Here is a 22,907-nt window from a genome sequence, read left to right as displayed (position 1 = left end):
GGGTTTTCATTTAAATACTTCTCAAATTATGTTTACATTCAGGCTTGTCGTTTTTATTCACTGTTTTAGACACGACTGATTACCTCACTACCACTAGGCAAACTTCTGAGTTATTAGCAACTTGAATCAGTTAATAAATAAGGCTTCGCGGTTGTCAGTTAAAGCTCTACAAAATTATGTTTTAGCTCATAATAATAGTTTATTTTTACTGATTTATAAACGAGTTAATTCCGCACTACAAACCTGGTAAATTCTTCATTTTCAATAACTTGAGTGAGTTAATAAAGCCTGTTGAATTTTGTCTAACAATTGTGCTGCCGATAAGGAAGAAGGCAAAATTTTGGCAGATACTTCTTGCAGTAGAAAGTCGATCGCCTCTGATTCCGAATTTACAGCAGACCGATAATCCCAGACTAAAATTGGCAGTTTTACTGCCATTTGGCGCAGGTTCGACAGCGCCTGCAGCATAGCGGTTGATTCTGATGGGGCATCTCGCAAACACAGCAAAACTAAGTCAACGCTTTGATATTGCAACTGCTGCAAAACTTCTGTCCAACAGGGAGCGATCGACCCTCGAAATCCTGCGGTGTGGATGTACTGGATCAAAGCTTGAAAGTTGGGAGTAGAAAACTGGGAATTGGGGAGGGGAATCTCGGCATTTGTCGATCGATCGCAATGTTCCAATTCTTCCGTCGGGTTCCCCCCAGAAGAGGAGTGCAAATCGGGTAAAGTCGAAATGTCGGCAAATAAAATGCTGGGCTTCCAACTCATGCCAGCAGCAACTTGAATCACTTGCCACAATGCACTGGCCACCAACCCGGTACCTGAAGTTTCACTGTCGTCGGGACTGCGGGTAGCCAAACAGGGAAATACCGACAATCCTTTGACTTGATTTGCCAGTTGCGTAGTAGTGGGTTCTAAAGTCACCAAGGGGAGAGAACCCAAATTTCGAGACCGACTTAACTGTTCGATAAAAGCTAATGGGTTTTGCAGTTGACTTGTACCGTCTAAGACGATCGCGTCGGGCCGCCAAATTCTGGCCACGAGTTCTGCTTGGCCGAGGTCGTCTGCTTCTAAAACCCGGCAGTAGTTGGGGTTGAGCAGTAAAGCGGAACCTTGAGACGAACTGTTTTGCGGGCTGAGCCACAACACGGTTAAAGAACTCTTCACTTTGCCCGTACTAGAATTACGGCCGATCAAGTCTGCCAGCAGCCGCCGCAAAGCGGGTTCTTCCACCGGCAAGCTCAAAAAGCCTTCGGCCCTGTTGACACTGGCCCGTTCTTTTTCGCCTCTGGTGGCCGTGACGATCGCCGGAATCGATCGGGTATCCGGGTCACTTTTGAGCAGCGTCAGCACGTCCCAACCCGACAGCAGTGGCAGCAGCGGGTTGAGGAAAATCGCTTCGGGACTGAACCTGCGAGCTTTTTCCAGCGCTTCGGTGCCGGAACGGGCGACTATTACTTGGTAGCCCAAACCTGAGATGACGTTGGTTAAATCTTCGATATATTTGGGAACTGCTTCGACTATTAATACTAAACGAGAGCGAGAATTGGCGATCGGAATCTGATATTGGGGTTTTAATAATTCTTCCTCGGCAGATCCCGATGCCGGCACTTCTTCACTCCTATTTCCCGGAGGATTTGGTGGCAGCAGCAGGGTAAATTGAGAGCCTTGGTTTTCGGAGGAAATAAACGAAACGTCTCCGCCGTGGAGCCGAGCTAGGCGTTGAGTTAGTACCAGTCCCAGTCCGGTTCCTTGAAAGCGCCTGGTGAGGGGGCTTTCTAGCTGTTGGAATTTCTGAAAGATTAGGTGCTGTTTGTCGGCGGGGATGCCGATGCCAGTGTCCCAAACTGTGAATGCGATCCAGCCTTCCCAAACATTTACTTTCAATCCGATTTTGCCGCCGAGTTCGGTGAATTTTAGGGCGTTGGAAAGGAGGTTAACTAGCATTTGCCGCAGTCGCAGTTCGTCGGCAATTAAGTGGCTCAGTCCCGGTTCTATTTCGAGTGTAAATTCTATTTGGGCGGATGGTTCTGCGTTTGCTGTACCGTCAGTTGTACTCGGAACGGGAGGGTTTTTTTCTTCTTGCTGTTGCAGTTGTTTTGCTTGTTCAAAGGCTCTTTGGCAGGTTGATGCTATTTCGACCGGTTCGGGAATTAGTTCTAGCTGCCCGGTTTCCATCCGGGTCAAGTCTAAAATGTCGTTAACTATTGTCATCAAATGCCGCCCGCTTTTATGGATTAGTTTGGCGTAGCGTGTTTGGCGATCGTTGAGTTCTCCGATCAATTTATCTTTGAGGAGGCTGGACAAACCTAGGACGGCGGTGAGCGGGGTTTTTAGTTCGTGGCTGATGCAGGATAAAAATTCGTCTTTTAGTCGGTTGAGGTGGATTAAATCTGCGTTTTTCGCTGCTAGTTCTTTGGCGACTAAATGTTCTTCGGTGACATCTTGTCCCATTACTAAAATTAGCTTGTCTGAGAGCGGCTGTTTGACAAATTGCCAGATCCGTTCTTGACCTTTTTGTACGGGGCACTCGCAAATGTAGGTGTCTGGTTTGCCGGCCATAGGACACCAAGCTGGAGCGGTTAAGGTTGAGGGGGAGGCGGCACCGTACAGGGGCAGCGGGCAACTGGTGGCTGCGGTTGAATCACGCGCGGCGAAGCTATCCCGCAGGGAATCGTCCGATCGACTTGCTCCTACTAGGCTCCTGGACTCTTTGGTGATGGCCTCTAACTGCACGCTATTGTATTCGCTTGTTAAAGGGCTTGGTTTGCGGGGCGAGTGTTTACCCAAATTTGCTGCTGGTTCTGGAACTGGTTCTGGGCCTGCTCCCAGCAAAATCCGCCACGCTGCGTTTTGGCTGACTATTTGTGCGGTAGGGGTTTGCAATCTCAGGGGCAGGGGCAGTTTTTCCAACAGTTCCACTAGGGAGTTCAGGTTTTCCGAAGGTTTCAATCCTGCTTCTAGAAAGCGCACTTGAGCGCCTAGGGCCGTGGCGATGGCTTCGGAAACCGGCCTTAATTCGATTTCTTTGACGGCTGTTGCCTGCTCTGGGAGGCTGCTGAGAGAGCTGCTGTTAAGTGCGGCGAATTGCAGCAGGCTCAGGCTGTCTAGCATTCCTAAAAATTGACCGCTGGCATCTGTGAGGGCGATCGGGTTGTTTGATGAAATGCCTGCGGTTTGACGGTTTGGCCGGGCTGGGGTGTTCTGTTCCTCTGTTTGCAGGTACTGCCAGAATTCGCTGACGCTCATAGCGGCGGGTAATGCCCTGACTGCTTCGATCGCGATCGAGCTTTCTGACAAAGGTTGCTGCCCGTCGTTTGTGCGATCGGCCGCGCGGGCCCAAAGGCTGCGGAGGTACACTAATCCCAGCGGCTGTAACTGTTCGTTGACTACTGCGACTCGATCGCAGTTGCAGGAGCTGAAAATTGACTGCAGCGATTCTAGCGCAGCCGTTTGGAGGCACACCGGCACTGGCTCGATAAAATTTTTGATACTGGGGGTGGTGACTGGCATAACAAACCTGAGAGTCTGCTCGCGAGAGCAGTAATATTTTTGATGCTCAATGTAGCTGCGAATTTCTGTATCTTATTTGTTTTATATCAGTTCGCTATCAGGCTCGGTATCTGCACCGAGACCGGGGAGTTCGATGCCTACTCCTGATTTGAGGCGACTAGCAATTATTTTAAGGCTTAAGCTTAATTGCAGAAATCACGCTCAGGGTGCTTGACACAAAAACCACGGAGTAGACTTTGATTCTTCCTCTGCTAGAAGCGCATCACTTATTTTGCGGTTAAGATTGGTTAAAATAAATGTTGAGATGATTGTTAAAATGTTAAGTTTTTTGTAAAGGAGATATCAACTCTGAGCGATCCAGCACTTTCAGGCAACTTAGGTGGTACACCTACAGCTTTGCTTCCTCAACTGTCTATCGGTATTTTTGTCCGCTCTGAGGAAATCGCAGCCTCTGCGATCGAGCTTTTGAGAGCCGAACGCTATACTTTAACGCACATTAAGTCGGCAGTGGAGCTTTTGGGGTTCCTTAAGCACCATTATCACCTTGATTGTTTGGTTTTGGAGGTGGATGGGGATCTGCGATCGCTTCTGGGCAAGCTGCAAGAACGATCGCTCTTTTTGCCTGCTGTAATTTTTTCGCCTCACGCGCCGGTAGATGGCAGGCCCGAAGCACCATATTCAGATGGTTTTGAGGCTGCAGCCAGTACCGCTAACAAGAGTCAAGACGAAAGCTGTGCTTTTTTTTATCACCCTGCTGAGGTGCAACTGGCAATCTCTCGATCGAGCGAAATAGCTGCCGGTATCGATCGGGCGATCGCACACTTTCTGAAACTTTCAACTCCGGTTCCTGTCAATTACCAATCCGTAACGGTTGATGCGACAGCCCAATTGACTGCTCAAAGTTTGCTCAGCCGACAGCAGCGGCGGCTGGCGGAAAAATTACGGGAGCGATTAGGATACTTAGGTGTGTATTATAAAAGAAATTCCCAGATTTTTTTGAGAAATCTGTCGGGCCCAGAGAAGCAAAAGTTTTTGGAGCAACTCAAGTCTAGTTATCGCGGCATCGTTTTGAATTATTTTTCTCAAGATGCTGCGGTCAACAATCAAATAGATGAATTTGTGAATTTGGCTTTTTTTGCTGACGTTCCCGTGACTCAAATTGTAGAAATTCACATGGAATTGATGGACGAGTTTGCTAAACAGCTAAAATTAGAAGGCCGCAGCGAGGAAATATTGCTTGATTACCGCTTGACCCTGATTGACGCGATCGCTCATATGTGCGAGATGTATCGGCGATCGATTCCGAAAGAGACATCTCAAGGTAGAATGTAGCAGGGATTCGGCATAATTTAAGAAAGAAAAGGTAGAAGGTAGAATCTAACAAAAAAGAAAGGAGCCGACCAACGGCCGCGCGAGCGCGAGGCAGCAATTATTATAAAATAACAAAGAACAGCGGATTTTTGACAAATAACAACTACAACTAACATCTGACAACTAATACTCAACATTTTAAAAAGTTCATGAGTCCTCTGAAGAAAACCTACGTTCTGAAGCTGTACGTTGCGGGGAATACTCCCAACTCAGTGCGAGCTTTGAAAACCCTAAAGGACATCCTAGAACAAGAATTTCAAGGAGTCTACGCGCTGAAAGTCATAGATGTTCTCAAAAATCCTCAGCTAGCAGAAGAGGACAAAATATTGGCAACCCCGACGCTGGCAAAAATCCTGCCGCCGCCGGTGCGAAAAATTATTGGCGATTTGTCCGATCGCGAGAAAGTTCTGATAGGATTAGATTTGCTCTATGAAGAACTTCGCGAAGAAGACATGAATTCATAAGATAATCAGGTAAGAGTCAGTCAATTTTAGATTTGAGACTTCGGTTTGGCGTCAAACGTTCGGCGAGGGCGAGCGTCGAAGCGTCGAGTCCCGCGATCGTCGAACGATTTTAGATTTTAGGTTTACTCAACAGATGAATCTGGGAGGTTGAACAAAAGTCTAAAATTTTTATCTTTCCACAACAGGAGTACGTCGCACGGTATCGGTTTTTGGGGGGGGTCATTAGTCAGCAGTCAGCAGTCATTAGTTATTGAGCAAGAGCCAAAACTAAAAGCTGGGTACAAAGACTCACGATCCGCGGTTAATGAGTGACAACTAAAGAATACTGAGAGTTGACAAAAATCGACATGAATGAAATTAGTCAAACGGTTCAACGAAAAGGATTGGTAACGCCAGGAGTTGAAAAAATTCGCACGATGATTGAGGGTTTCGATGACATCAGTCACGGCGGAATGCCACTCGGCAGAACCACCCTAGTCAGCGGCACGTCAGGAACGGGAAAAACTTTATTTGCCGTACAATTTCTCTATAATGGAATTACCCATTTTGACGAAGCGGGAGTGTTCGTAACTTTTGAAGAATCTCCGACAGATATTATTAAAAATGCTTGCAGTTTCGGTTGGGATCTGGCACAGTTAATCGAGGAAGGCAAGCTATTTATTTTGGACGCTTCCCCCGATCCGGAAGGTCAAGATATCGTAGGAAATTTTGATTTATCAGCCTTAATCGAGCGAATTCAGTACGCCATTCGCAAATACAAAGCCAAGCGGGTTTCTATAGATTCTGTTACCGCCGTATTTCAGCAGTACGATGCTGCATCGGTGGTGCGCCGAGAAATTTTTCGCTTAGTTGCCCGCCTCAAACAAGTCGGAGCAACTACAGTTATGACTACGGAACGGGTGGAAGAATACGGCCCGGTGGCTCGGTTTGGGGTGGAAGAGTTTGTGTCGGATAATGTGGTGATTGTTCGCAATGTATTGGAAGGAGAACGCCGCCGCCGCACCATCGAAATTTTGAAGTTGCGCGGTACAACTCACATGAAGGGCGAATATCCTTTTACTATGACTAATGACGGAATTAATATTTTCCCATTGGGGGCGATGCGATTAACTCAAAAGTCTTCAAACGTGCGGGTTTCTTCGGGCGATAAAACTCTCGACGAGATGTGCGGTGGCGGCTTCTTCAAAGACTCAATTATTTTGGCTACGGGTGCAACGGGAACCGGCAAAACGCTGTTGGTGAGCAAGTTCTTGCAGAATGCTTGTATGAACGGCAATCGGGCGCTGCTTTTTGCCTATGAAGAGTCGCGGGCTCAGTTGTTCCGCAATGCTTATTCTTGGGGCATTGATTTTGAGGAAATGGAAGAGAAAGGACTGCTGAAGCTGCTGTGCACTTACCCGGAATCGGCGGGTTTGGAAGACCACTTGCAGAGTATTAAATCAGAAATTGCTGAGTTCAAACCTTCTCGAATTGCTATAGACTCGCTGTCGGCGTTAGCTAGGGGTGTCAGCAATAATGCTTTCAGGCAATTTGTGATCGGAGTGACAGGTTTTGCGAAGCAGGAAGAAATAACCGGGTTTTTCACAAATACAAGCGACCAGTTTATGGGTGCTCATTCGATTACGGACTCTCATATTTCTACGATTACTGACACGATTATCATGCTGCAGTATGTAGAGATTCGAGGAGAAATGTCGCGGGCAATTAATGTGTTTAAGATGCGCGGTTCGTGGCACGACAAAGGAATTCGAGAATACACGATTACTGAAAGAGGCCCACAAATTAAAGATTCGTTCAGTGGTTACGAACGGATTATCAGCGGTTCTCCTAGTCGGATTACGATTAATGAGAAGAGTGAGCTATCCCGGATTCTCCAGGGTGTGCAAGGTGAAGACGATGAGGATATTTGAGAGTTAGCAGTGATTGGTCGTTAAAAGTAGGTTGGGTTGAGCGAGGAAACCCAACTTTTTTAATTTGAGGACTTTGTGAACATTTATAGCAACCGCGACAATGTTTGGGATGTTCTTAAGTGCTGAAATATGAGCTTTTATTGCCTTCTTCATCAGCGCCTTTTGCTATAGCAATCCCACTAAATAGGGTGTGGTAAAAATCTAGGGGTAAGCTTTTGTCTCTCTAAATTGTATATTTCAATGACCTCTCACAAATCATCAATCAAATTCTGTCCCAATCCGATTCTAGAACATACCAGAAAATCTTTCTGGCCTAGCAGCTTAGTGCCGCGTCGTGCCTATCCCTACTACTCCTAGATTAGCGGAACCACGGGGGATTGCCTTTACAAAAATATTAAGACTAATTTTAGTATCAAAAATCATTACCTTGGCATCGCAAATCTCTGGAATTGTGCTTTGAAAGCCAATACTTGCTGTACGATCAACCTCAGCTATATTGGCAAACAGGTAGCCTTGCTGGTGTTAAAGTTATAGTAGGAGGGCATTCTCCTGAACGAGGTTGGATTCATCGCCATCGATGTATTCCCCTCGCCGAAAAAACTGGATTGATTTTGCCCGAAGAGCAAATGGGTTTTAGAGCAAGCTTGCTGGCAATATCAGCAGTGGCTAGCAGCAGGACTAATTCTTCTTAAGATTGCGGTGAATCTGTCGGCACGTCAACTCACCCAACCGACTTTAATCGCTAAGAGCGATCGCATTGTTGAGCGCACCGAAAAGAAACCGAAATATGTCTAGCTATAGATTACGGGAACGGCAATGATGCTTAATGTTGACATTACGTACAATCTTTTGAGCCAATTATCGGAGCATGGTATGGGGATTTTTGTCGAGGATTTTGAGACTCGCTATGCTGCTTTTAACAATCTGAAAAATGTTCCCGTGAAGTCGCTCAAATTTACTCGCTTATTTGTGCGGGATTGAGCCAGCGATCCGATCGCTGGCTCAATTGCCAAAGCCCTAGTTGCAATGGCCGATGGCTTAAATCCGATCGCAATTGCCGAAGGAATTGAAACCCCAGCGCAATGGCAATAGTTACAAGCATCGGCTGTGAAATCGGGCAGCGTTATATGTTTAGCCAGCCTGTCAGTGCTGAGGTTGCCACTCAATTAATCCGACATCCTGAATAGTTGTCTACCACTCTTTGGGATAAGCAATCCTCCCTCATAACAGCGCGCAAAAGTCTTATAATCAATTTAATGCTCGTATCGCTCAAATGACTGAAAAAATTTTCTTACGGAATAATATAAAATTGTTTGGACAAGGCACCCAGACCATGATGTTTGCTCATGGATTTGGGTGCGATCAAAATATGTGGCGTTTCGTAACACCGGCCTTCGAGAAAAACTACAAAATCATCCTATTTGATTATGTAGGTTCGGGACAGTCTGACATTAGTGCCTACAGTCCTGAACGGTACAGCGACCTCAATGGCTATGTTCAGGATGTCCTCGATATCTGTGAAGAATTGGCATTGACTGAGGTGATTTTTGTCGGCCATTCTGTCAGCAGTATGATCGGCCTTCTGTCCTCTATTCAAGCTCCTAATTACTTTAATCGCCTGATTTTCGTAGGGCCTTCACCCTGCTACATGAATGATTTACCAAATTATTACGGAGGGTTTGCTCGCAAAGATATTGAGGATCTCCTCGATATCATGGAGAAAAATTACATTGGTTGGGCAAGCTTTATGGCGCCAATGGTAATGCAGAATGAGGAGCGTCCTGAGTTAAGTGAGGAACTTGAGGCAAGTTTTTGTTCCACCGATCCGGTGGTTGCAAGTCGCTTTGCCGAGGTGACTTTTTACTCTGACAATCGCAGTGATTTACCGAAGGCCTCAGTACCTTCACTGATATTGCAATGTAGTGAGGACATGGTAGCTCCCACCGAGGTAGGGCATTATCTCCACCGCCACCTGCCTAAAAGTACGCTACGGCTGATGAAAGCTACGGGACATTGCCCGCACATGAGTCATCCACAAGAGACGATCGAGATGATTAAGGAGTATTTGAGTGCACCTCATACTACCTGATTTGTATGGCAAACATGACCTACCAGATAGACGAGCTACTAAACACGTCACCCTGTGGATTCCTCTCGTTTGCTGACGATGGTACGATCCTAATGGTCAACGCCACATTACTGCAATTACTCGGATACGAAACCGATGAACTGCGGGAACGGAAAATGGAATTCATTCTGCCGATCGCCAGCCGGATTTTCTGTCAAACCCATTTCTTCCCCCTGTTGAAGCTCCACGGTAAAGTAGAGGAAATTTACTTCTCATTAAGGTCGAAGCAGGGTAGTGATATACCCATGCTGATCAACGCTGTGCGTCGGGAGAAGGGAGGAAGCTTCGTCAACGATTGCATCTTACTCTGTATCCGCCAGCGTATCCTCTACGAAGGTGAAATTATTAAAGCAAAAAAAGCAGCCGAGGCAGCTACTCTCGCCCAAAAGCAAGCGGAAATCGCCCTGCGGAAACAGTACGACAAGGCGATATTACTTCAAGAGATTACTCAACACATCCGTCACTCTCTTGATTTGTCTACAATTTTTGAGATTGCTTCCCATGAGATTCGCCTGTTTCTTGATGCGGAGCGCGTCGGCATATTTAAGTTAGATCCTGATAGTAATTTTGGATATGGTGAGTTTGTTTCAGAATCCGTAGGCGAAGGATGTAAATTGGTAAGCAAAAATCAATTTAACGACCCGTGTGGTGGTGAACCATATCCTGATTCATATCAAGAATGGAGAATGCAGGTAGTTGAAGATATCAATAATATTGACCTTCAACACTGTTACCGCGCTCTTTGGAAACAATTTCCGGTTCGGGCTAATTTAGTTGCGCCGCTGCTCAATGGACAAGATTTGTGGGGGTTGTTATGTATTCATCAATGTTCGGCTCCTCGGCAATGGGAAGAATTGGAGATTGACCTTGTTAAACAGATTGCTAATCAGTTAGCGATCGCCATTAAACAAGCGGATATTTTTCAGAAGTTGCAGAAGGAATTGGCAGAAAGGCAGCAGGCCCAAGCGCGCATGAGAGAAATCAATCAACAACTGGCACTCTCTAACGAAGAACTAGCCCGCGCTACTCATCTCTTAGAACAAGTGGTAAATATTGATGGGTTGACTCAAATTGCTAATCGCCGCTGTTTTAATGACAGGTTAGAGCATGAATGGCAGCGGCTATACCGGGAACAAAAACCTATTTCTCTTTTGTTGTTTGATGTGGATTATTTCAAACGCTATAATGATTGCTACGGTCATCAAATGGGGGATAGTTGTCTGTTCAAACTTGCTCAGACTGTGCAAGAAGTGGTCTACCGTCCGGCGGATTTGGTGGCGCGTTACGGCGGGGAAGAATTTGCCATCATTTTGCCGAATACTGATATTGAAGGAGCGAGTTCGGTGGCCCAACGGATTCACGCTGCTATTCAAGCTTTACATATTCCTCACAAAACCTCTGATGTGAGCGATGTAGTTACTATTAGTATGGGTATCGCCAACTTGATTCCGATTTCGGAACTATCATCGGCTGACTTGATTGCGATCGCCGATCGTGCACTTTACCGTGCTAAGGAACAGGGGCGGAATCAGTCCGCAACCTGCGACTACAGCGGCGATTCGATTTTTGACACTGACGCTTAAATCACAATAATTGAGACCGAGGACAAAAATTTGTTCTCGCTCTCTCAAAATCAGTCAATCGATTTTAGATTTTAGATTTTAGATTTTAGATTGACTTGCGCGAGATAAATGCGGGGGCAATAAGTGATTTTCGATTTGCGATTTTGGATTGATCCCACGGATAAATCACGTGGCGGGTACCACCTTTGAAATTCGTGGTCATTGTATAAATTTAAATGAGCACGGAGGGAAATTAAAAACTCGGCTCCGACCGTCGCAGATTTTCCAGAGCCAGCCGACTTGCTCAACCAGTTGAAGACCAGACGTAAAAAGTCCGGCGCAAACTTGGCAGATATGGAGGTGATTTTGGAGATACTTGGAACAGATGGGAGCGAAATTTGAGCGGAAAATAGGACGCTCGGTAATACAATTAACCTGAAACCCTTACTCCACAAAAGACATATAAAATGAGCACGGAGGGATTTGAACCCCCGACCCTCAGGACCGGAACCTGATGCTCTATCCACTGAGCTACGTGCCCTCGACTTTCTACAGTATAACACGTCTTGCGGAAAATGGCGAGTGCCGATCGCAAATTTCCTGGCCGTCCTCCAAACCGCTTGAGCCATGCGGGTTAAACTCGCCCGCGCGATCGAATATCAGGCTGTTCTCGAAGCCAGAGACTGCAACTTCTACCTAAACGGTAACAATAATACGACAATGGGTAAAATAATAGACTTTAATCGAGCAAACATGAGGTTCACATTCGATCGCGGTCGAGCCTCTACCACAGCTAAAATAGCCCGCATCAATTCCCTCTAGCTAATGGGCAGTAAATAAATGCGGCTGCTGTTAAGACCGGTTGTGCAAATACGGTTCTAGACTAAGTTCACCAAACCCCTCAATCTTATGGTTTCTAAAATTTTAGACAAATTACCCCTGCGAACTGTTCTCATAGTTCCATTTATACTGCAAATCGTGGGAGCCGTGGGACTCGTAGGATATCTGTCTTTTAGAAACGGACAAAAAGCAGTTAATAACCTAGCCAGTCAGTTAATGAGCGAGGTGAGTTTGCGTGTCGAGCAAAACCTGCAAGTTTACCTGACAACTCCCCATCAAATCAATCAAACCAAGCTGGATGCTGTCCAGCTCGGCTTGTTAAAGATGGAAAACTTATCAGCTTGGGAGAAATATCTTTTGCGACAAGTACAATTATATCCATATATCAATTTTACCTCCGTTGGCAACGAGAAGGGAGATTATAGATCCGGTGAACAACTTTCTAACGGCTCCCGAACGATGAATGTGATAGAAACATCTACTGGGTTAAATTTTAATTCTTACAATACGAACGATCGAGGCGATCGCACTACAGTTACCACCATTGTCAAAAACTATGATAATCGGCAACATCCTGCGTACCAAAAAGCCGTAAAAGTCGGAAAACCCACTTGGAGTTCGGTTTATGTTTCCTTACTAGAACCGACATTACTTATCAGTGCTCTCCAACCCGTATACAGCGACAGAAAGCAGCTAGAAGGAGTATTATTTGCTGCTTTGCGTCTCGACCATATTGGAAGATTTCTCAACAGTCTCAAAGTGGGCAAATCCGGTCAAACATTTATTGTGGATCGCCAGGGTACTTTGTTAGCAACTTCCACAACAGAAAAACCGTTTCGTACTAAACGTAATGAAAGACAATTGTTTAAAATGGAAGAAAGCAGCAACCCTATTACTCAAGCGACAGCTAAATATTTGACTGCCAAGTTTAAAAAATTAGACCAAATTAAAAAACCCGAGTTATTGAGCTTTGAAATAGATGACAAGCGACAATTTTTAAAAGTCCTGCCGTTCCAAGACGGCAAAGGTTTAGACTGGCTGATTGTCGTAGTTGTTCCCGAAGCAGATTTTACCAAAGAAATCGATGCCAATACCCACACAGCGGTTTTGCTTTGTTTCGCAGCTTTAGCAGTAGCTGTGGCGATCGGCATTCTGACTTCTCAGTGGGTGACCAATCCTATTTTGAGCTTAAATACAGCAGCCAAAAGTATTGCTAAAGGTGAATGGGACAAAACAGTAGAAAGCGAACGTTCTGACGAATTGGGGGAATTAGCCAAGTCATTTAACAGCATGGCTCAACAACTGCAACAATCTTTTGAAACTTTAGAACAGCGAGTGCAAGAGCGGACGGCAGAATTGGCTGTAGCTAAAGACAAAGCGGAAGTAGCGAATCAAGCTAAAAGCACCTTTCTTGCTAACATGAGCCACGAATTGCGATCGCCTCTCAATGCAATTCTCGGTTTTTCCCAACTGATGACTCGCAGCCAAACTCTATCCCCAGAACATCAAGAAAATATTAGCATAATTAGCAGCAGCGGAGAACACCTGCTCACCCTGATTAATAACGTGCTCGATTTATCTAAAATTGAATCGGGGCGAACCACCCTAAATCCCAAAAAATTAGACCTCTATCGCCTGCTAAACGACTTGGAAGATATGTTTCAAATCAAAGCCGATGACAAGCACCTGCAGTTAGTTTTTGAGCGCATTCCCGAAGTGCCACAATACATAAAAGCTGACGATGTAAAATTGCGGCAAATCTTAATTAATCTGCTCAATAACTCTCTTAAATTTACCGAGGAGGGCGGTGTCTGGGTGAGAGTTAGCAAGCAGTCCTCAGACAGAAATCAGCAGGCAGAAGGGGGCAAATTCGATCGCTCGGAAGTATCAAAAACTACGGAAAATTCCGCGATTAATGGTATCAAAATATCTCAATTCAGTCCGTCGAACAACCAGGTCATTGCCACCCAAAATGACGATTCAGCTTCTACCTCTTCCTTCTTCCTTCATTTTGAAGTCGAGGATACTGGGCCCGGTATTGCTACCAATGAATTAGACGATATTTTTGAACCTTTCGTGCAAACCAAGACAGGCAAAGATTCGCAAGAAGGTACAGGATTGGGATTGCCAATCAGCCGCAAATTTGTGGAATTAATGGGCGGCGAAATGACCGTTTGTTCTGCTGTTGGCAAGGGAACTAATTTTAAGTTTGACATTCACATTGTTGCGGTGGATGCGCCAGATATTGAAATCGCAAAACCGATCCGCAATGTTATTGCCCTGGCACCCAACCAACACACCTATCGAATTTTGATAGTAGACGACAAACCGCTAAATCGCCAATTGTTAATTAAAATCCTCCATCCTCTGGGTGTTGAACTAAAAGAAGCTAATAACGGCCAAGAAGCTATTGAGATTTGGGATAGTTGGGAACCGCATCTAATTTGGATGGACATGAGAATGCCTGTGATGGACGGCTACGAAGCTACGCAATACATTAAAAGCACTATTAAAGGTCAAGCTACTGCGATTATTGCGCTGACAGCGAGCGTTTTGGAGGAAGAACGGGCAGTTATTTTATCGGCGGGCTGCGATGCTTTTATGAGGAAGCCTTTCCGGGAAGCCGATATTTTTGATGCTATGCACAAACATATCGGAGTGCGCTATATTTATGAAGAGCCTGGTCAAACTAATTTATCGGCAATCAAAGAGAGCGATCGCGCTATGAGTGCGGCTGATTTCGTGAAATTGCCTGATTCACTGGTAGCTGGTTTAAAGCTAGCAATACTGAATGCAGATATGGATTTAATTGATACCTTTATCGAGCAAATTCGATTAAAGGATGCAGTAACGGCAGGTGCGATCGCAAATTGTATAGAAAATTTTGAGTACGACAAAGTTTTAAATTTAATCTCGGAAGCAATATCCCATGAATAACGACATTCCTAGCACCGATCGCGGTAATATTTTAGTAGTTGACGACACCCCAGCTAATTTGCGGCTGCTAGCCGGAATTTTGAATGGCAAGGGCTATAAAGTGCGCCCCGTACCTAGCGGCGATTTAGCGCTTTCGGCGGCAAAAGGTATGCCTCCCGATTTGATTTTGCTGGATATTATGATGCCCGAAATGAATGGATATGAAGTTTGCGAAAAAATCAAAGCCGATCAACGAACTTGCGACATCCCGGTGATTTTTATTAGCGCGATTAATGACGTACTAGATAAGGTCAAAGCCTTTGCTGTGGGCGGGGTAGATTATATTACCAAGCCCTTTCAGGTGGAAGAGGTTCTAGTGAGGGTAGAAACCCATTTAGCAATGTGCCAGTTGCGAAAAAAACTCCAACAGAAAAACAATGAACTTACAGTTACTTTACACCAACTGCAAGCTACTCAGAATCAATTAGTGCAATCAGAAAAAATGGCGGCATTAGGGCAACTGATTGCGGGCATTGCTCACGAAATTAATACGCCGTTGGGGGCGATTCGATCGTCTATTGGCAATATTACCAGCTTTTTGGATAATAATCTTGAAAGTTTGCCAGTTTTTTTTAAAGAACTATCAACCGAACGCCAGCAGGATTTCGTGAGTTTGATGTACAGTTCCAGCAAACAAACTTACTCTTTATCTACGCGAGAAAAACGGGGATTGAAAAAAGGCGTGAAGCAGCAACTAGAGTCTGAAGGGATTGAAAATGCTGACAGCCTTGCTAGCATTTTAGTCAATATCGGATTGCAGGAAAATCTGCAAGAATTCTGGCCGTTGCTCAAAGACCCGGACAGCGAAAATATTATAAAAACGGCCTACGACTTTGCTAGCATTCACAGAAGCGCCCGAACCATCGCTACCGCTACTGAACGGGCCGCAAAAGTCGTCTTTGCTCTGAAGAATTATGCGCGTTACGATGTAAATGGAGAAAAAATACAGGTGAATATTACGGAGGGAATTGAAACTGTATTAACTCTTTATCAAAACCAAATCAAGCAGGGTGTGGAAGTCGTCAGAAACTATCAAGCTCAATTGCCGGCGGTACTGTGTTATCCCGACGAACTCAATCAAGTTTGGACAAATTTAATTCACAATGCCTTACAAGCGATGGACAATCACGGAACTTTAACAATTGACGCGGTACAGCAAGATACCAGCGTCTTGGTAAAAATTATTGACAGCGGTAAGGGGATTCAACCAGAGATTATTCCGAAAATCTTTGAGCCGTTTTTTACTACAAAACCTGCAGGAGAAGGCAGCGGGTTGGGATTGGATATTGTCAAAAAAATAATTGAAAAACATCAGGGTCAAATTGATGTGGAGTCGGTACCCGGTAAAACTGCATTTACAGTGTCTTTGCCGATTAATTTAACAGAGTAGGTAAAGCGCCCCTGAGTGAAGTCGGGGGCTAAAAATTTGCCGTCTACCCGCGCGGAATGTAGAAGTTGGAAAACGGTGTGCTTACCCATCGGGGTTCACCCTCCCAAACTAAAGAAGGAAACTAGCGATGTCTAAACCAGCAATTTTGTGTGTTGACGATGAATTAGGGGTGTTGGAAAGTCTGGAAATTGAACTGCAACAGGCATTTAACGGTAAATATCTTTGCGAATTTGCTGAAAGTGCTGCCGAAGCCCTGGAGATTATTGAAGAGCTATATGAAGCTGAGGTTAAGATTCTAGTGATTGTCTCTGATTGGTTGATGCCCGGAATGAAAGGAGATGAGTTGCTGATTAAAATCCATCACAAATATCCGCAAATTGTGAAAGTGATGCTGACGGGACAAGCAGACAAAGAAGCAATCGAACGAGCAAAAAATCAAGCCAATCTTCATGCTTTTATACAAAAACCTTGGCAAAGTCAAGAATTAATTGCAGCGATTAAGTCTGGTCTAGCAAATTTATGAAAAAACCAGTCATTATTTGTGTCGATGATGAGCAGACTATACTCGATAGTCTGGAAATAGACCTGCTAAGAGCCTTTGAAGATAAATATTTAATTGAAACGGCCCAAAGCGGCGAAGAAGCTTTAGAGCTGCTGGCAGAACTTTTAGCAGAACAGTATGAAGTTCCTGTGGTTATTTCCGACCATATCATGCCTAATATGAAAGGAGATGAACTCTTAAGAAACGTTCATGCCCTCTCGCCGAACACTCTCAAGATTATGCTGACGGGGCAGGCGGATTTGGAGGCGGTAGCCAATGCTATTAACTATGCTAAGTTGTACCGATACATATCTAAGCCTTGGCAAAGTGATGACTTAAAATTAACTGTGACTGAGGCAATATACAGATATTTTCAAGATAAACAATTAGCTGAAAAACAAAGAGAACTTCAGGAGATGAATCAGGAGCTGGCAAAATTAAATCGCCAGCAAGCGATCCTGATTGCCCAACTCCACGAAAACGAAAGTCGGTTGACGCAATACCTGGAAGCTATGCCGTTAGGGGTGTGCGTGCTTGATGCGAACGGTCAATCTTTTTACGCAAATCAGAAGGCACGGGAGGTATTTGGCAAAGGCAGTGTGCCGCCTATTAATTCGGAGCAGAAAGCAGCAATTTATCAATTCTATAAAGCCGGAACTAATCAAAGATGCCCCGTGGAAGAATTGCCAATTATGCGGGCGCTTCGGGGCGAAAATGTGCGGACTGAGGGTGTAGAAATTCGGACGGGCGACAAGATTATTCCTGTAGAGAGTTGGGCAACTCCTATTTATGATTCTACCGGCGACATTTCCTCTGCGATTATTGCTTTTAGTGACATAACTGAACGCAAGCAAGCTGAAGCCGCGCTAATTCAAGCTGAAGAGAAGTATCGCGGCCTATTTGAAAATGCTCTCGAAGGTATTTTTCAGACGACGCCGGACGGACTATTTATCAGTGCGAATCCTGCTCTGGCGGAAATGTACGGCTACGATTCCCCGTCAGAACTGATAGAAAGTATTCATGATATTCAGCAGCAATTGTACGTGGAACCGAACCGCCGTCAACAGTTTCTGGCGCTCATGAAACAGCACGGTACTCTGTGTGAGTTTGAGTCTCAGGTTTACTGTCGAGATGGCAGCATTATCTGGATTTCTGAGTATGCGCGCACAGTTTATGATGCTAACGGTGAAGTGCTTTACTATCAGGGTTTTGCTAAGGATATTAGTTTGCAAAGAGAGGTGGAAGTGGAACGAATCAGGTTTACTACTGATTTAGAAAAAGCTTTGGCAGCCGAAGAAAAGTTAAACGAGGCACTGTCAGAAAACGAAAGCCGATTGACTCAATTCCTCGAAGCGATGCCGGTGGGAATATTTGTTGTGGAGGGTAATGGTCAACCTTTTTACATGAATTCTTGGGGCGAAAGGATACTAGCCCAAGGTTTAATTTTTGATGGGGATACTGACCAATTTCCTGAAGCTTATCATTTTTACGACGCTGGAACTAATCAATTGTACCCGAGGGATAGCCAACCGATTGTTCGGGCGTTGCGGGGAGAATTTGTGCGTATGGACGATCTAGAAATTCGTGGGTCGGATCGGATTGTGCCGATCGAGGTTTGGGCGACTCCAATCTACGACGAACGGAAAAACATAGTTTACGCGCTCGCCGCTTTTCAAGACATCACGGAACGTCTAGAGGTAGAAACCGAGCGCCGCCAATTCACAGACGATTTGGAAAAAGCTTTAGCAGCGGAAGAAAAATTAACAGATGCTTACGGCCGGTTTGTACCGCACCAATTTCTCCACTTTCTGGGATATGAAAGTATTCTGGAAGTCAAATTAGGCGATCAGGTGCAGAAAGAAATGTCGGTGCTGTTTTCAGATATTCGCGATTTCACTTCTCTTTCTGAAACGATGAATCCCGAAGAGAATTTTAAATTTATTAATGGTTATTTGTCGCGAATGGAACCGGCAATTACTGGGAATTTTGGTTTTATTGATAAATACATTGGCGATGCGATTATGGCGCTGTTTAATGGCAGTGCGGACGATGCTGTGAAAGCTGGAATTGCAATGCTAGAACAGCTTAACGAGTATAATATTAGTCGCAATCGACCCGATCGCCCGCCGCTGCAAATTGGCATAGGAATCAATACGGGTTCTTTGATGTTAGGCACGGTTGGCGGCCAAAGTCGGATGGACAGCACGGTGATTAGCGATGCGGTAAACTTAGCCTCCCGCGTGGAAAGTTTGACGAAAGAGTATGGAGTTTCGATGTTAATTACTCACAATACTTTTATACACTTGAACGATATTTATGATTTGAGGTTGATCGATCGCGTAGCAGTTAAAGGCAAATCGCGAATGGTAACAGTTTATGAAGTATTTGCGGCCGATCCGCCAGAGTTACGACAGAAAAAGTTAGAGACAAAGACAATCTTTGAGCAAGCTTTGGTACTCTACTATAGTGACAACTGTGGCGAAGCTATAAGATTGTTTTCGGCCTGCTTGGAAATCAACCCTAATGATAAGGTAGCTCAAATTTATATGCAGCGGTGTCTGAAAGGAGCGATCGCTCCTCCATAATCAGGACTTACGCACAGCCTCAATATATAGTGTTTTGTAGGGGCAAACACCCCGTGGTTGCCCCCATACCTGGGATGATTGCGTAAGTCCTAATAATACCATTTTAGAGTTGAGATTTGAGAATTGGGAATGACTTATGCCATAAGGGTTGGGAGTTTGCCTAGAGTTGTATTCTTTTTGGAAAATGGAATAATCATTGTTTAGACAGGCAGGGAAACGCAAACTATGGTTTCTTGCTGCGGCAAGCTTTCTATTTTAAATTCTCCTCCGTGCAATTCTACAAGGCGTTGAACAATAGCCAAGCCCAATCCCAAACCTGCTTGTTGGTAAAGTTTGCGATCGAACTGCCTGTAAGCTTCTAGCTGTGCAATCTGATCGGTAGTCAGACCGCGGCCTTGGTCTTTGACAGACAGAATAAAAGTCTGATTTTCGACGAAACTGCTTAATAAAACAGGCGTTCCTTCTAAAGAAAATTTGAAGGCATTGTCCAATAGTTCTTCAACAATTTTTGCGAGTCTGACAGAATCAATCGCTACCGACGAATCTTGCAAGTTTAATTGTAAATCGTCTGTTCTATTCGCGTGTTTTGCTTGCTGCCGCGCTTTTTGACTCAGCAAAGATTTTACACAGCTAAATTCGCTGTTTCGCATCTCCTTTAGCACTTCGGGATTTGTGGCTGCTATCTCCAGTTCTGCATACAGCAAAAAGTTCTGAATCAGCCGATACAAGCGATGACCGGAAGTGTGAATTTGACCGATCATCTCTAAGATATCTGATTCCTCCAGAACCTGATATTCTGACAGAATTAACTCAGAAAAACCCAGAATTGCATTCAAAGGAGTCCGCAATTCGTGGGGCAGCGACATACTAATATTAGTGCGTAATTCGTCTAGCGTCTTTTGAGATTGTCGGCTAATTGTTTTTTGTTTTTCCAGTCTAATAGCAATGGCTTTTAGCAGTTCTTGCGGCGTACAGGGCTTAGTAATGTAATCGTCAGCTCCCAGTTCCATGCCCGTGCGAACGTCAACTTTATCGGCTTTGGCTGTGAGGAAAATAAACGGAATTGTGGCAGTCAAGGGTTCGGAGCGCAAAGCTCTGATGACGCCGTGACCGTCTACTTCCGGCATCATCATGTCGCACAAAATTAAATCCGGGATTTTTTCGATCGCCAATTTGATGCCGACTTTGCCGTTAATCGCTCCTATTCCTTCAAAATTCTCGGCTTCCAGCAACTCTAAAATATTCTCTCTAATCGCTTCTTCGTCTTCTATTACCAAAATCTTAGCCACGGTGATAGCTCCTTTTAGTTAGTAGTTTGTTGGAAAAATCTGGGTTCAGACACTTGATAAGTTGGTGGGTTATGCGCTTAATTAATCGTTAAATCGCGGATATGTATAGTTGATAATTCAGTTGTTATTGACTGGGAGGGCAAATTAGAGGCAAGGTAATAGTGAAAGTTGTGCCTTTTCCTTCTTGACTGTCGATCGCGAGTTGGCCGCCGTGAAGTTCCACAGCCCTCTTCACAATTGCTAAACCGAGACCTGTTCCCGAAATAGTGCCGACATTGGGAGATCGGTAAAAAGTTTCTAATATCCGCTCTCGATCGGCTTGGGGAATGCCGATGCCCTGGTCTTGAACTTGGAAAACAGCTTCTTTGTTTTGACAGTTGAGGTGCAAGGAAACTGTACTGCCGACGGGGGAATATTTGATGGCATTTGAGAGGACATTTCCCAAGATTTGCTGCAGCAGTTTTTCATCCATTTGAGCATCGCAGTTGCCGCCTTCATATTGAAAGGCGATCGGGTGTTGGTTGCTGTCGTTGAGCTGCTGCTCTTCTACCAGTTGACGGCAAAATTTTTCGAGGTTTAAGGAAACCGGTTGAAACTGCAAGGTATTGGCTTCGATTTTGCCAATTACGAGGATATCTTCTAATAACTCTGTCATGCGTTTAATTGCTAATTGAATCCGCACAAAATGAGTAGATTTTTTATCTTGGGGCCACTGAGAACTGTAATCTTGCAGCAATCCAGCGGAAAATTGGATGGTTGTCAAAGGTGTGCGGAACTCGTGGGAAACCATTGTGACAAATTTAGCTCGCAGTTGTGAAAGTTCCTTTTCTCGTGCGAGGGCTTTGAGAATTTCCGCTTCTGCTCGTTTGCGATCGCTAATGTCACGGGCTTCCGCAATCAGCAGCAAAACTTGTCCTGTCTCATTTTTAACAGGTTTCAGCGAGAAATCAACTGTCATAATTTGGCCACTTTTGCCTAACAAGTCGATTTCGCTGCGGAAAAACTCGCCGCGACTTGCTTTGCCGATCGCCGATTGCAATTGTTCGGAAACCTGTGGCGACTGGGCCCAAATCGCCATTTCCCAAATCGGGCGGCCCACAATACCCTCCGATCGCAATCCGGCAAAATCGAGGGCTGTCTCGTTCACTTCCAGCACAATTCCTGCGGGAGTCAGCAGCTTGGTTAGCTGAAACGAAGAGTCAAAAATCGCCCGAAAGCGGCGTTCGCTTTCCCGCAGCATTTGAAATGTTTGAGATCGTTCGATCGCGTAGCGGATCGTCCGCACTAATAATTGAGTAGTAATTTGACCTTTAACAATATAGTCTTGAGCTCCCAAGCGAACTGCTTCTAGGGCGATCGCCTCATCGTCCAAGCCTGTCATTACCACCATTGGCACATCAGGAGCCACTTCTCGCAGGCGAGTTAGCGTTTCCAAACCGCGGCTGTCGGGCAAAGAAAGGTCGAGCAAAACTACATCAAAGGGTTGTTTACACAGTTGTGCGATCGCCTCATGCAGGAACTCAACAGACACCAGTTCCCACTGGACGCCCACAGATACTTCTAACAGTTCTGCAAGCAAATCAGCATCAGCAGGATTGTCTTCTACTAACAGAATCTTAATCCACATAGCTTAGACGTTTTTGACTGTAAAATTTTTACTCTACCAATCTTAGGTTAAACTTTTTTGCTTTCCCTTACCATTTTCAACTTGAAAATTATTATTTGGGAACTGTCACCACCACCAGCCACCAATCCTCAATCCATCTCACCAGCTTAGCGACTTGACTAAAATCGATAAGCTTAGTGATGTAGCACCGGGCTGACAGGGCATCAAACTTGAGGATCTCTTCATCGGCTGCTGAGGTTGTCATAATTACCACGGGAATCATTTTTCACTTGAGTGCTGAGTTGATTTCTATCAATATTTCCCAAGCTTTGTTTTTGGGTAAAATCAAGTCAAGCAGAATTAAATCGGGAGGAAAACGCGAAAAGACAAGCCTTCTTTTTTCACTAAATTTATTGCTAATATAGCCATCCTCAATCATTTGTGTAATTCTTGTATGGGCAATACCCACGCCCGGTTGCCCCCATGAGGCCGGGGTAGGCACGGGGAGTAGGGCTAGCACTACCCCTACATCTTTTTACGACTCCTGCAAGGATTGCTCTACCATATTTTATACTCTTATGCAAATTTTTAAAACTTGGCGGCTCGCCAGCTTTTCTAAAGCCCATTCAGCCTCGCTGAGCAACTTAGGATAGCGAATTAAATAACTTACAATTTTAATTGTTATTGTGGGATGGGCGTCCCGCCCGTCCAAAAAGGACGGGCGGGACG

The 22,907-nt window shown here is 45.0% G+C and carries 18 protein-coding genes and 1 tRNA gene; 12 read left to right on the top strand and 7 right to left on the bottom strand.

The window, feature by feature from the left end; genetic code table 11:
* Positions 1–261: 261 nt before the first annotated feature.
* Positions 262–3,516 (bottom strand): ATP-binding protein, encoded by a 3,255-nt coding sequence (locus QT992_RS07220; RefSeq protein ID WP_333340701.1) that lies wholly within the window; start codon positions 3,514–3,516, stop codon positions 262–264.
* Positions 3,517–3,912: 396 nt separating this feature from the next.
* On the opposite strand from QT992_RS07220, the gene QT992_RS07215 reads away from it, so the two are divergent.
* From QT992_RS07215 to QT992_RS33560, 5 genes are all read left to right on the top strand, one after another.
* Positions 3,913–4,848 carry a circadian clock protein KaiA gene (locus QT992_RS07215; RefSeq protein ID WP_333320442.1) on the top strand — a complete coding sequence of 312 codons (936 nt, stop codon included), beginning with the start codon at positions 3,913–3,915 and terminating at the stop codon, positions 4,846–4,848.
* A gap of 188 nt (positions 4,849–5,036) precedes the next feature.
* Positions 5,037–5,351, top strand: a complete 315-nt coding sequence (gene kaiB, locus QT992_RS07210) for a circadian clock protein KaiB (RefSeq protein WP_236503428.1) — start codon at positions 5,037–5,039, stop codon at positions 5,349–5,351.
* Between the two features lie 347 nt (positions 5,352–5,698).
* Entirely contained in the window at positions 5,699–7,261 is a 1,563-nt protein-coding gene (gene kaiC / locus QT992_RS07205; RefSeq protein ID WP_333284233.1) for a circadian clock protein KaiC, read from the top strand.
* 449 nt (positions 7,262–7,710) lie between these two features.
* On the top strand, positions 7,711–7,953 hold the full coding sequence (locus tag QT992_RS07200; protein ID WP_333320440.1) for a hypothetical protein: 243 nt from the start codon (positions 7,711–7,713) through the stop codon (positions 7,951–7,953).
* A gap of 124 nt (positions 7,954–8,077) precedes the next feature.
* Positions 8,078–8,242, top strand: coding sequence for an EAL domain-containing protein (locus QT992_RS33560; RefSeq protein ID WP_445251164.1), 165 nt, complete (start codon positions 8,078–8,080; stop codon positions 8,240–8,242).
* Here QT992_RS33560 and QT992_RS07195 read toward each other — a convergent pair.
* Positions 8,167–8,427: a hypothetical protein gene (locus QT992_RS07195; protein WP_333320438.1), complete on the bottom strand. Its 261-nt coding sequence runs from the start codon at positions 8,425–8,427 to the stop codon at positions 8,167–8,169. The two genes, QT992_RS33560 and QT992_RS07195, sit on opposite strands and share 76 nt — an antisense overlap.
* 107 nt (positions 8,428–8,534) lie before the next feature.
* On the opposite strand from QT992_RS07195, the gene QT992_RS07190 reads away from it, so the two are divergent.
* Together QT992_RS07190 and QT992_RS07185 are read left to right on the top strand one after the other, a co-directional pair.
* A complete protein-coding gene (locus QT992_RS07190; RefSeq protein WP_333376747.1) occupies positions 8,535–9,350 on the top strand; it encodes an alpha/beta hydrolase in 816 nt (271 codons plus the stop codon).
* Between the two features lie 92 nt (positions 9,351–9,442).
* On the top strand, positions 9,443–10,972 hold the full coding sequence (locus tag QT992_RS07185; protein WP_333340708.1) for a diguanylate cyclase domain-containing protein: 1,530 nt from the start codon (positions 9,443–9,445) through the stop codon (positions 10,970–10,972).
* A gap of 447 nt (positions 10,973–11,419) precedes the next feature.
* On the opposite strand, the gene QT992_RS07180 is transcribed toward QT992_RS07185, so the two are convergent.
* Positions 11,420–11,492: transfer RNA gene (locus QT992_RS07180), tRNA-Arg, on the bottom strand.
* 86 nt (positions 11,493–11,578) lie between these two features.
* On the opposite strand from QT992_RS07180, the gene QT992_RS07175 reads away from it, so the two are divergent.
* The 5 genes from QT992_RS07175 (at position 11,579) to QT992_RS07155 (ending at position 19,283) form a co-directional block, all read left to right on the top strand.
* Positions 11,579–11,773, top strand: coding sequence for a hypothetical protein (locus QT992_RS07175; protein WP_333320432.1), 195 nt, complete (start codon positions 11,579–11,581; stop codon positions 11,771–11,773).
* A gap of 87 nt (positions 11,774–11,860) precedes the next feature.
* Entirely contained in the window at positions 11,861–14,728 is a 2,868-nt protein-coding gene (locus QT992_RS07170; RefSeq protein ID WP_333340712.1) for an ATP-binding protein, read from the top strand.
* Entirely contained in the window at positions 14,721–16,157 is a 1,437-nt protein-coding gene (locus tag QT992_RS07165; RefSeq protein WP_333320429.1) for a response regulator, read from the top strand. The genes QT992_RS07170 and QT992_RS07165 overlap by 8 nt, the downstream gene beginning before the upstream one ends.
* A gap of 127 nt (positions 16,158–16,284) precedes the next feature.
* Positions 16,285–16,680 (top strand): response regulator, encoded by a 396-nt coding sequence (locus QT992_RS07160; protein ID WP_333320428.1) that lies wholly within the window; start codon positions 16,285–16,287, stop codon positions 16,678–16,680.
* On the top strand, positions 16,677–19,283 hold the full coding sequence (locus QT992_RS07155) for a PAS domain S-box protein (protein ID WP_333340716.1): 2,607 nt from the start codon (positions 16,677–16,679) through the stop codon (positions 19,281–19,283). Before QT992_RS07160 ends, QT992_RS07155 begins: the two co-directional genes overlap by 4 nt.
* Before the next feature lie 200 nt (positions 19,284–19,483).
* Here QT992_RS07155 and QT992_RS07150 read toward each other — a convergent pair whose 3' ends face one another.
* From QT992_RS07150 to QT992_RS07135, 4 genes are all read right to left on the bottom strand, one after another.
* A complete protein-coding gene (locus tag QT992_RS07150) occupies positions 19,484–20,572 on the bottom strand; it encodes a response regulator (RefSeq protein ID WP_333340719.1) in 1,089 nt (362 codons plus the stop codon).
* A gap of 124 nt (positions 20,573–20,696) precedes the next feature.
* Entirely contained in the window at positions 20,697–22,199 is a 1,503-nt protein-coding gene (locus tag QT992_RS07145; RefSeq protein ID WP_333340722.1) for an ATP-binding protein, read from the bottom strand.
* A gap of 91 nt (positions 22,200–22,290) precedes the next feature.
* The gene (locus QT992_RS07140; RefSeq protein WP_333376745.1) at positions 22,291–22,461 is read right to left on the bottom strand and encodes a hypothetical protein; all 171 of its coding nucleotides are present in this window, start codon (positions 22,459–22,461) and stop codon (positions 22,291–22,293) included.
* A gap of 3 nt (positions 22,462–22,464) precedes the next feature.
* Entirely contained in the window at positions 22,465–22,647 is a 183-nt protein-coding gene (locus QT992_RS07135) for a hypothetical protein (RefSeq protein WP_333320418.1), read from the bottom strand.
* Positions 22,648–22,907: the final 260 nt, after the last annotated feature.

Source organism: Microcoleus sp. T3_D1 (assembly GCF_036700405.1).
GTDB lineage: Bacteria > Cyanobacteriota > Cyanobacteriia > Cyanobacteriales > Microcoleaceae > Microcoleus.
This window is presented reverse-complemented; position numbering and strand designations above follow the sequence as displayed.

What these genes read in the sequence shown, in the direction of transcription:
- QT992_RS07220 (WP_333340701.1), bottom strand. Translation starts at nt 3,516, where the DNA reads ATGCCAGTCACCACCCCCAGTATCAAAAATTTTATCGAGCCAGTGCCG.
- kaiB (WP_236503428.1), top strand. Translation starts at nt 5,037, where the DNA reads ATGAGTCCTCTGAAGAAAACCTACGTTCTGAAGCTGTACGTTGCGGGG.
- kaiC (WP_333284233.1), top strand. Translation starts at nt 5,699, where the DNA reads ATGAATGAAATTAGTCAAACGGTTCAACGAAAAGGATTGGTAACGCCA.
- QT992_RS33560 (WP_445251164.1), top strand. Translation starts at nt 8,078, where the DNA reads ATGATGCTTAATGTTGACATTACGTACAATCTTTTGAGCCAATTATCG.
- QT992_RS07190 (WP_333376747.1), top strand. Translation starts at nt 8,535, where the DNA reads ATGACTGAAAAAATTTTCTTACGGAATAATATAAAATTGTTTGGACAA.
- QT992_RS07185 (WP_333340708.1), top strand. Translation starts at nt 9,443, where the DNA reads ATGGTCAACGCCACATTACTGCAATTACTCGGATACGAAACCGATGAA.
- QT992_RS07175 (WP_333320432.1), top strand. Translation starts at nt 11,579, where the DNA reads ATGCGGGTTAAACTCGCCCGCGCGATCGAATATCAGGCTGTTCTCGAA.
- QT992_RS07170 (WP_333340712.1), top strand. Translation starts at nt 11,861, where the DNA reads ATGGTTTCTAAAATTTTAGACAAATTACCCCTGCGAACTGTTCTCATA.
- QT992_RS07165 (WP_333320429.1), top strand. Translation starts at nt 14,721, where the DNA reads ATGAATAACGACATTCCTAGCACCGATCGCGGTAATATTTTAGTAGTT.
- QT992_RS07160 (WP_333320428.1), top strand. Translation starts at nt 16,285, where the DNA reads ATGTCTAAACCAGCAATTTTGTGTGTTGACGATGAATTAGGGGTGTTG.
- QT992_RS07155 (WP_333340716.1), top strand. Translation starts at nt 16,677, where the DNA reads ATGAAAAAACCAGTCATTATTTGTGTCGATGATGAGCAGACTATACTC.
- QT992_RS07145 (WP_333340722.1), bottom strand. Translation starts at nt 22,199, where the DNA reads ATGTGGATTAAGATTCTGTTAGTAGAAGACAATCCTGCTGATGCTGAT.
- QT992_RS07140 (WP_333376745.1), bottom strand. Translation starts at nt 22,461, where the DNA reads ATGATTCCCGTGGTAATTATGACAACCTCAGCAGCCGATGAAGAGATC.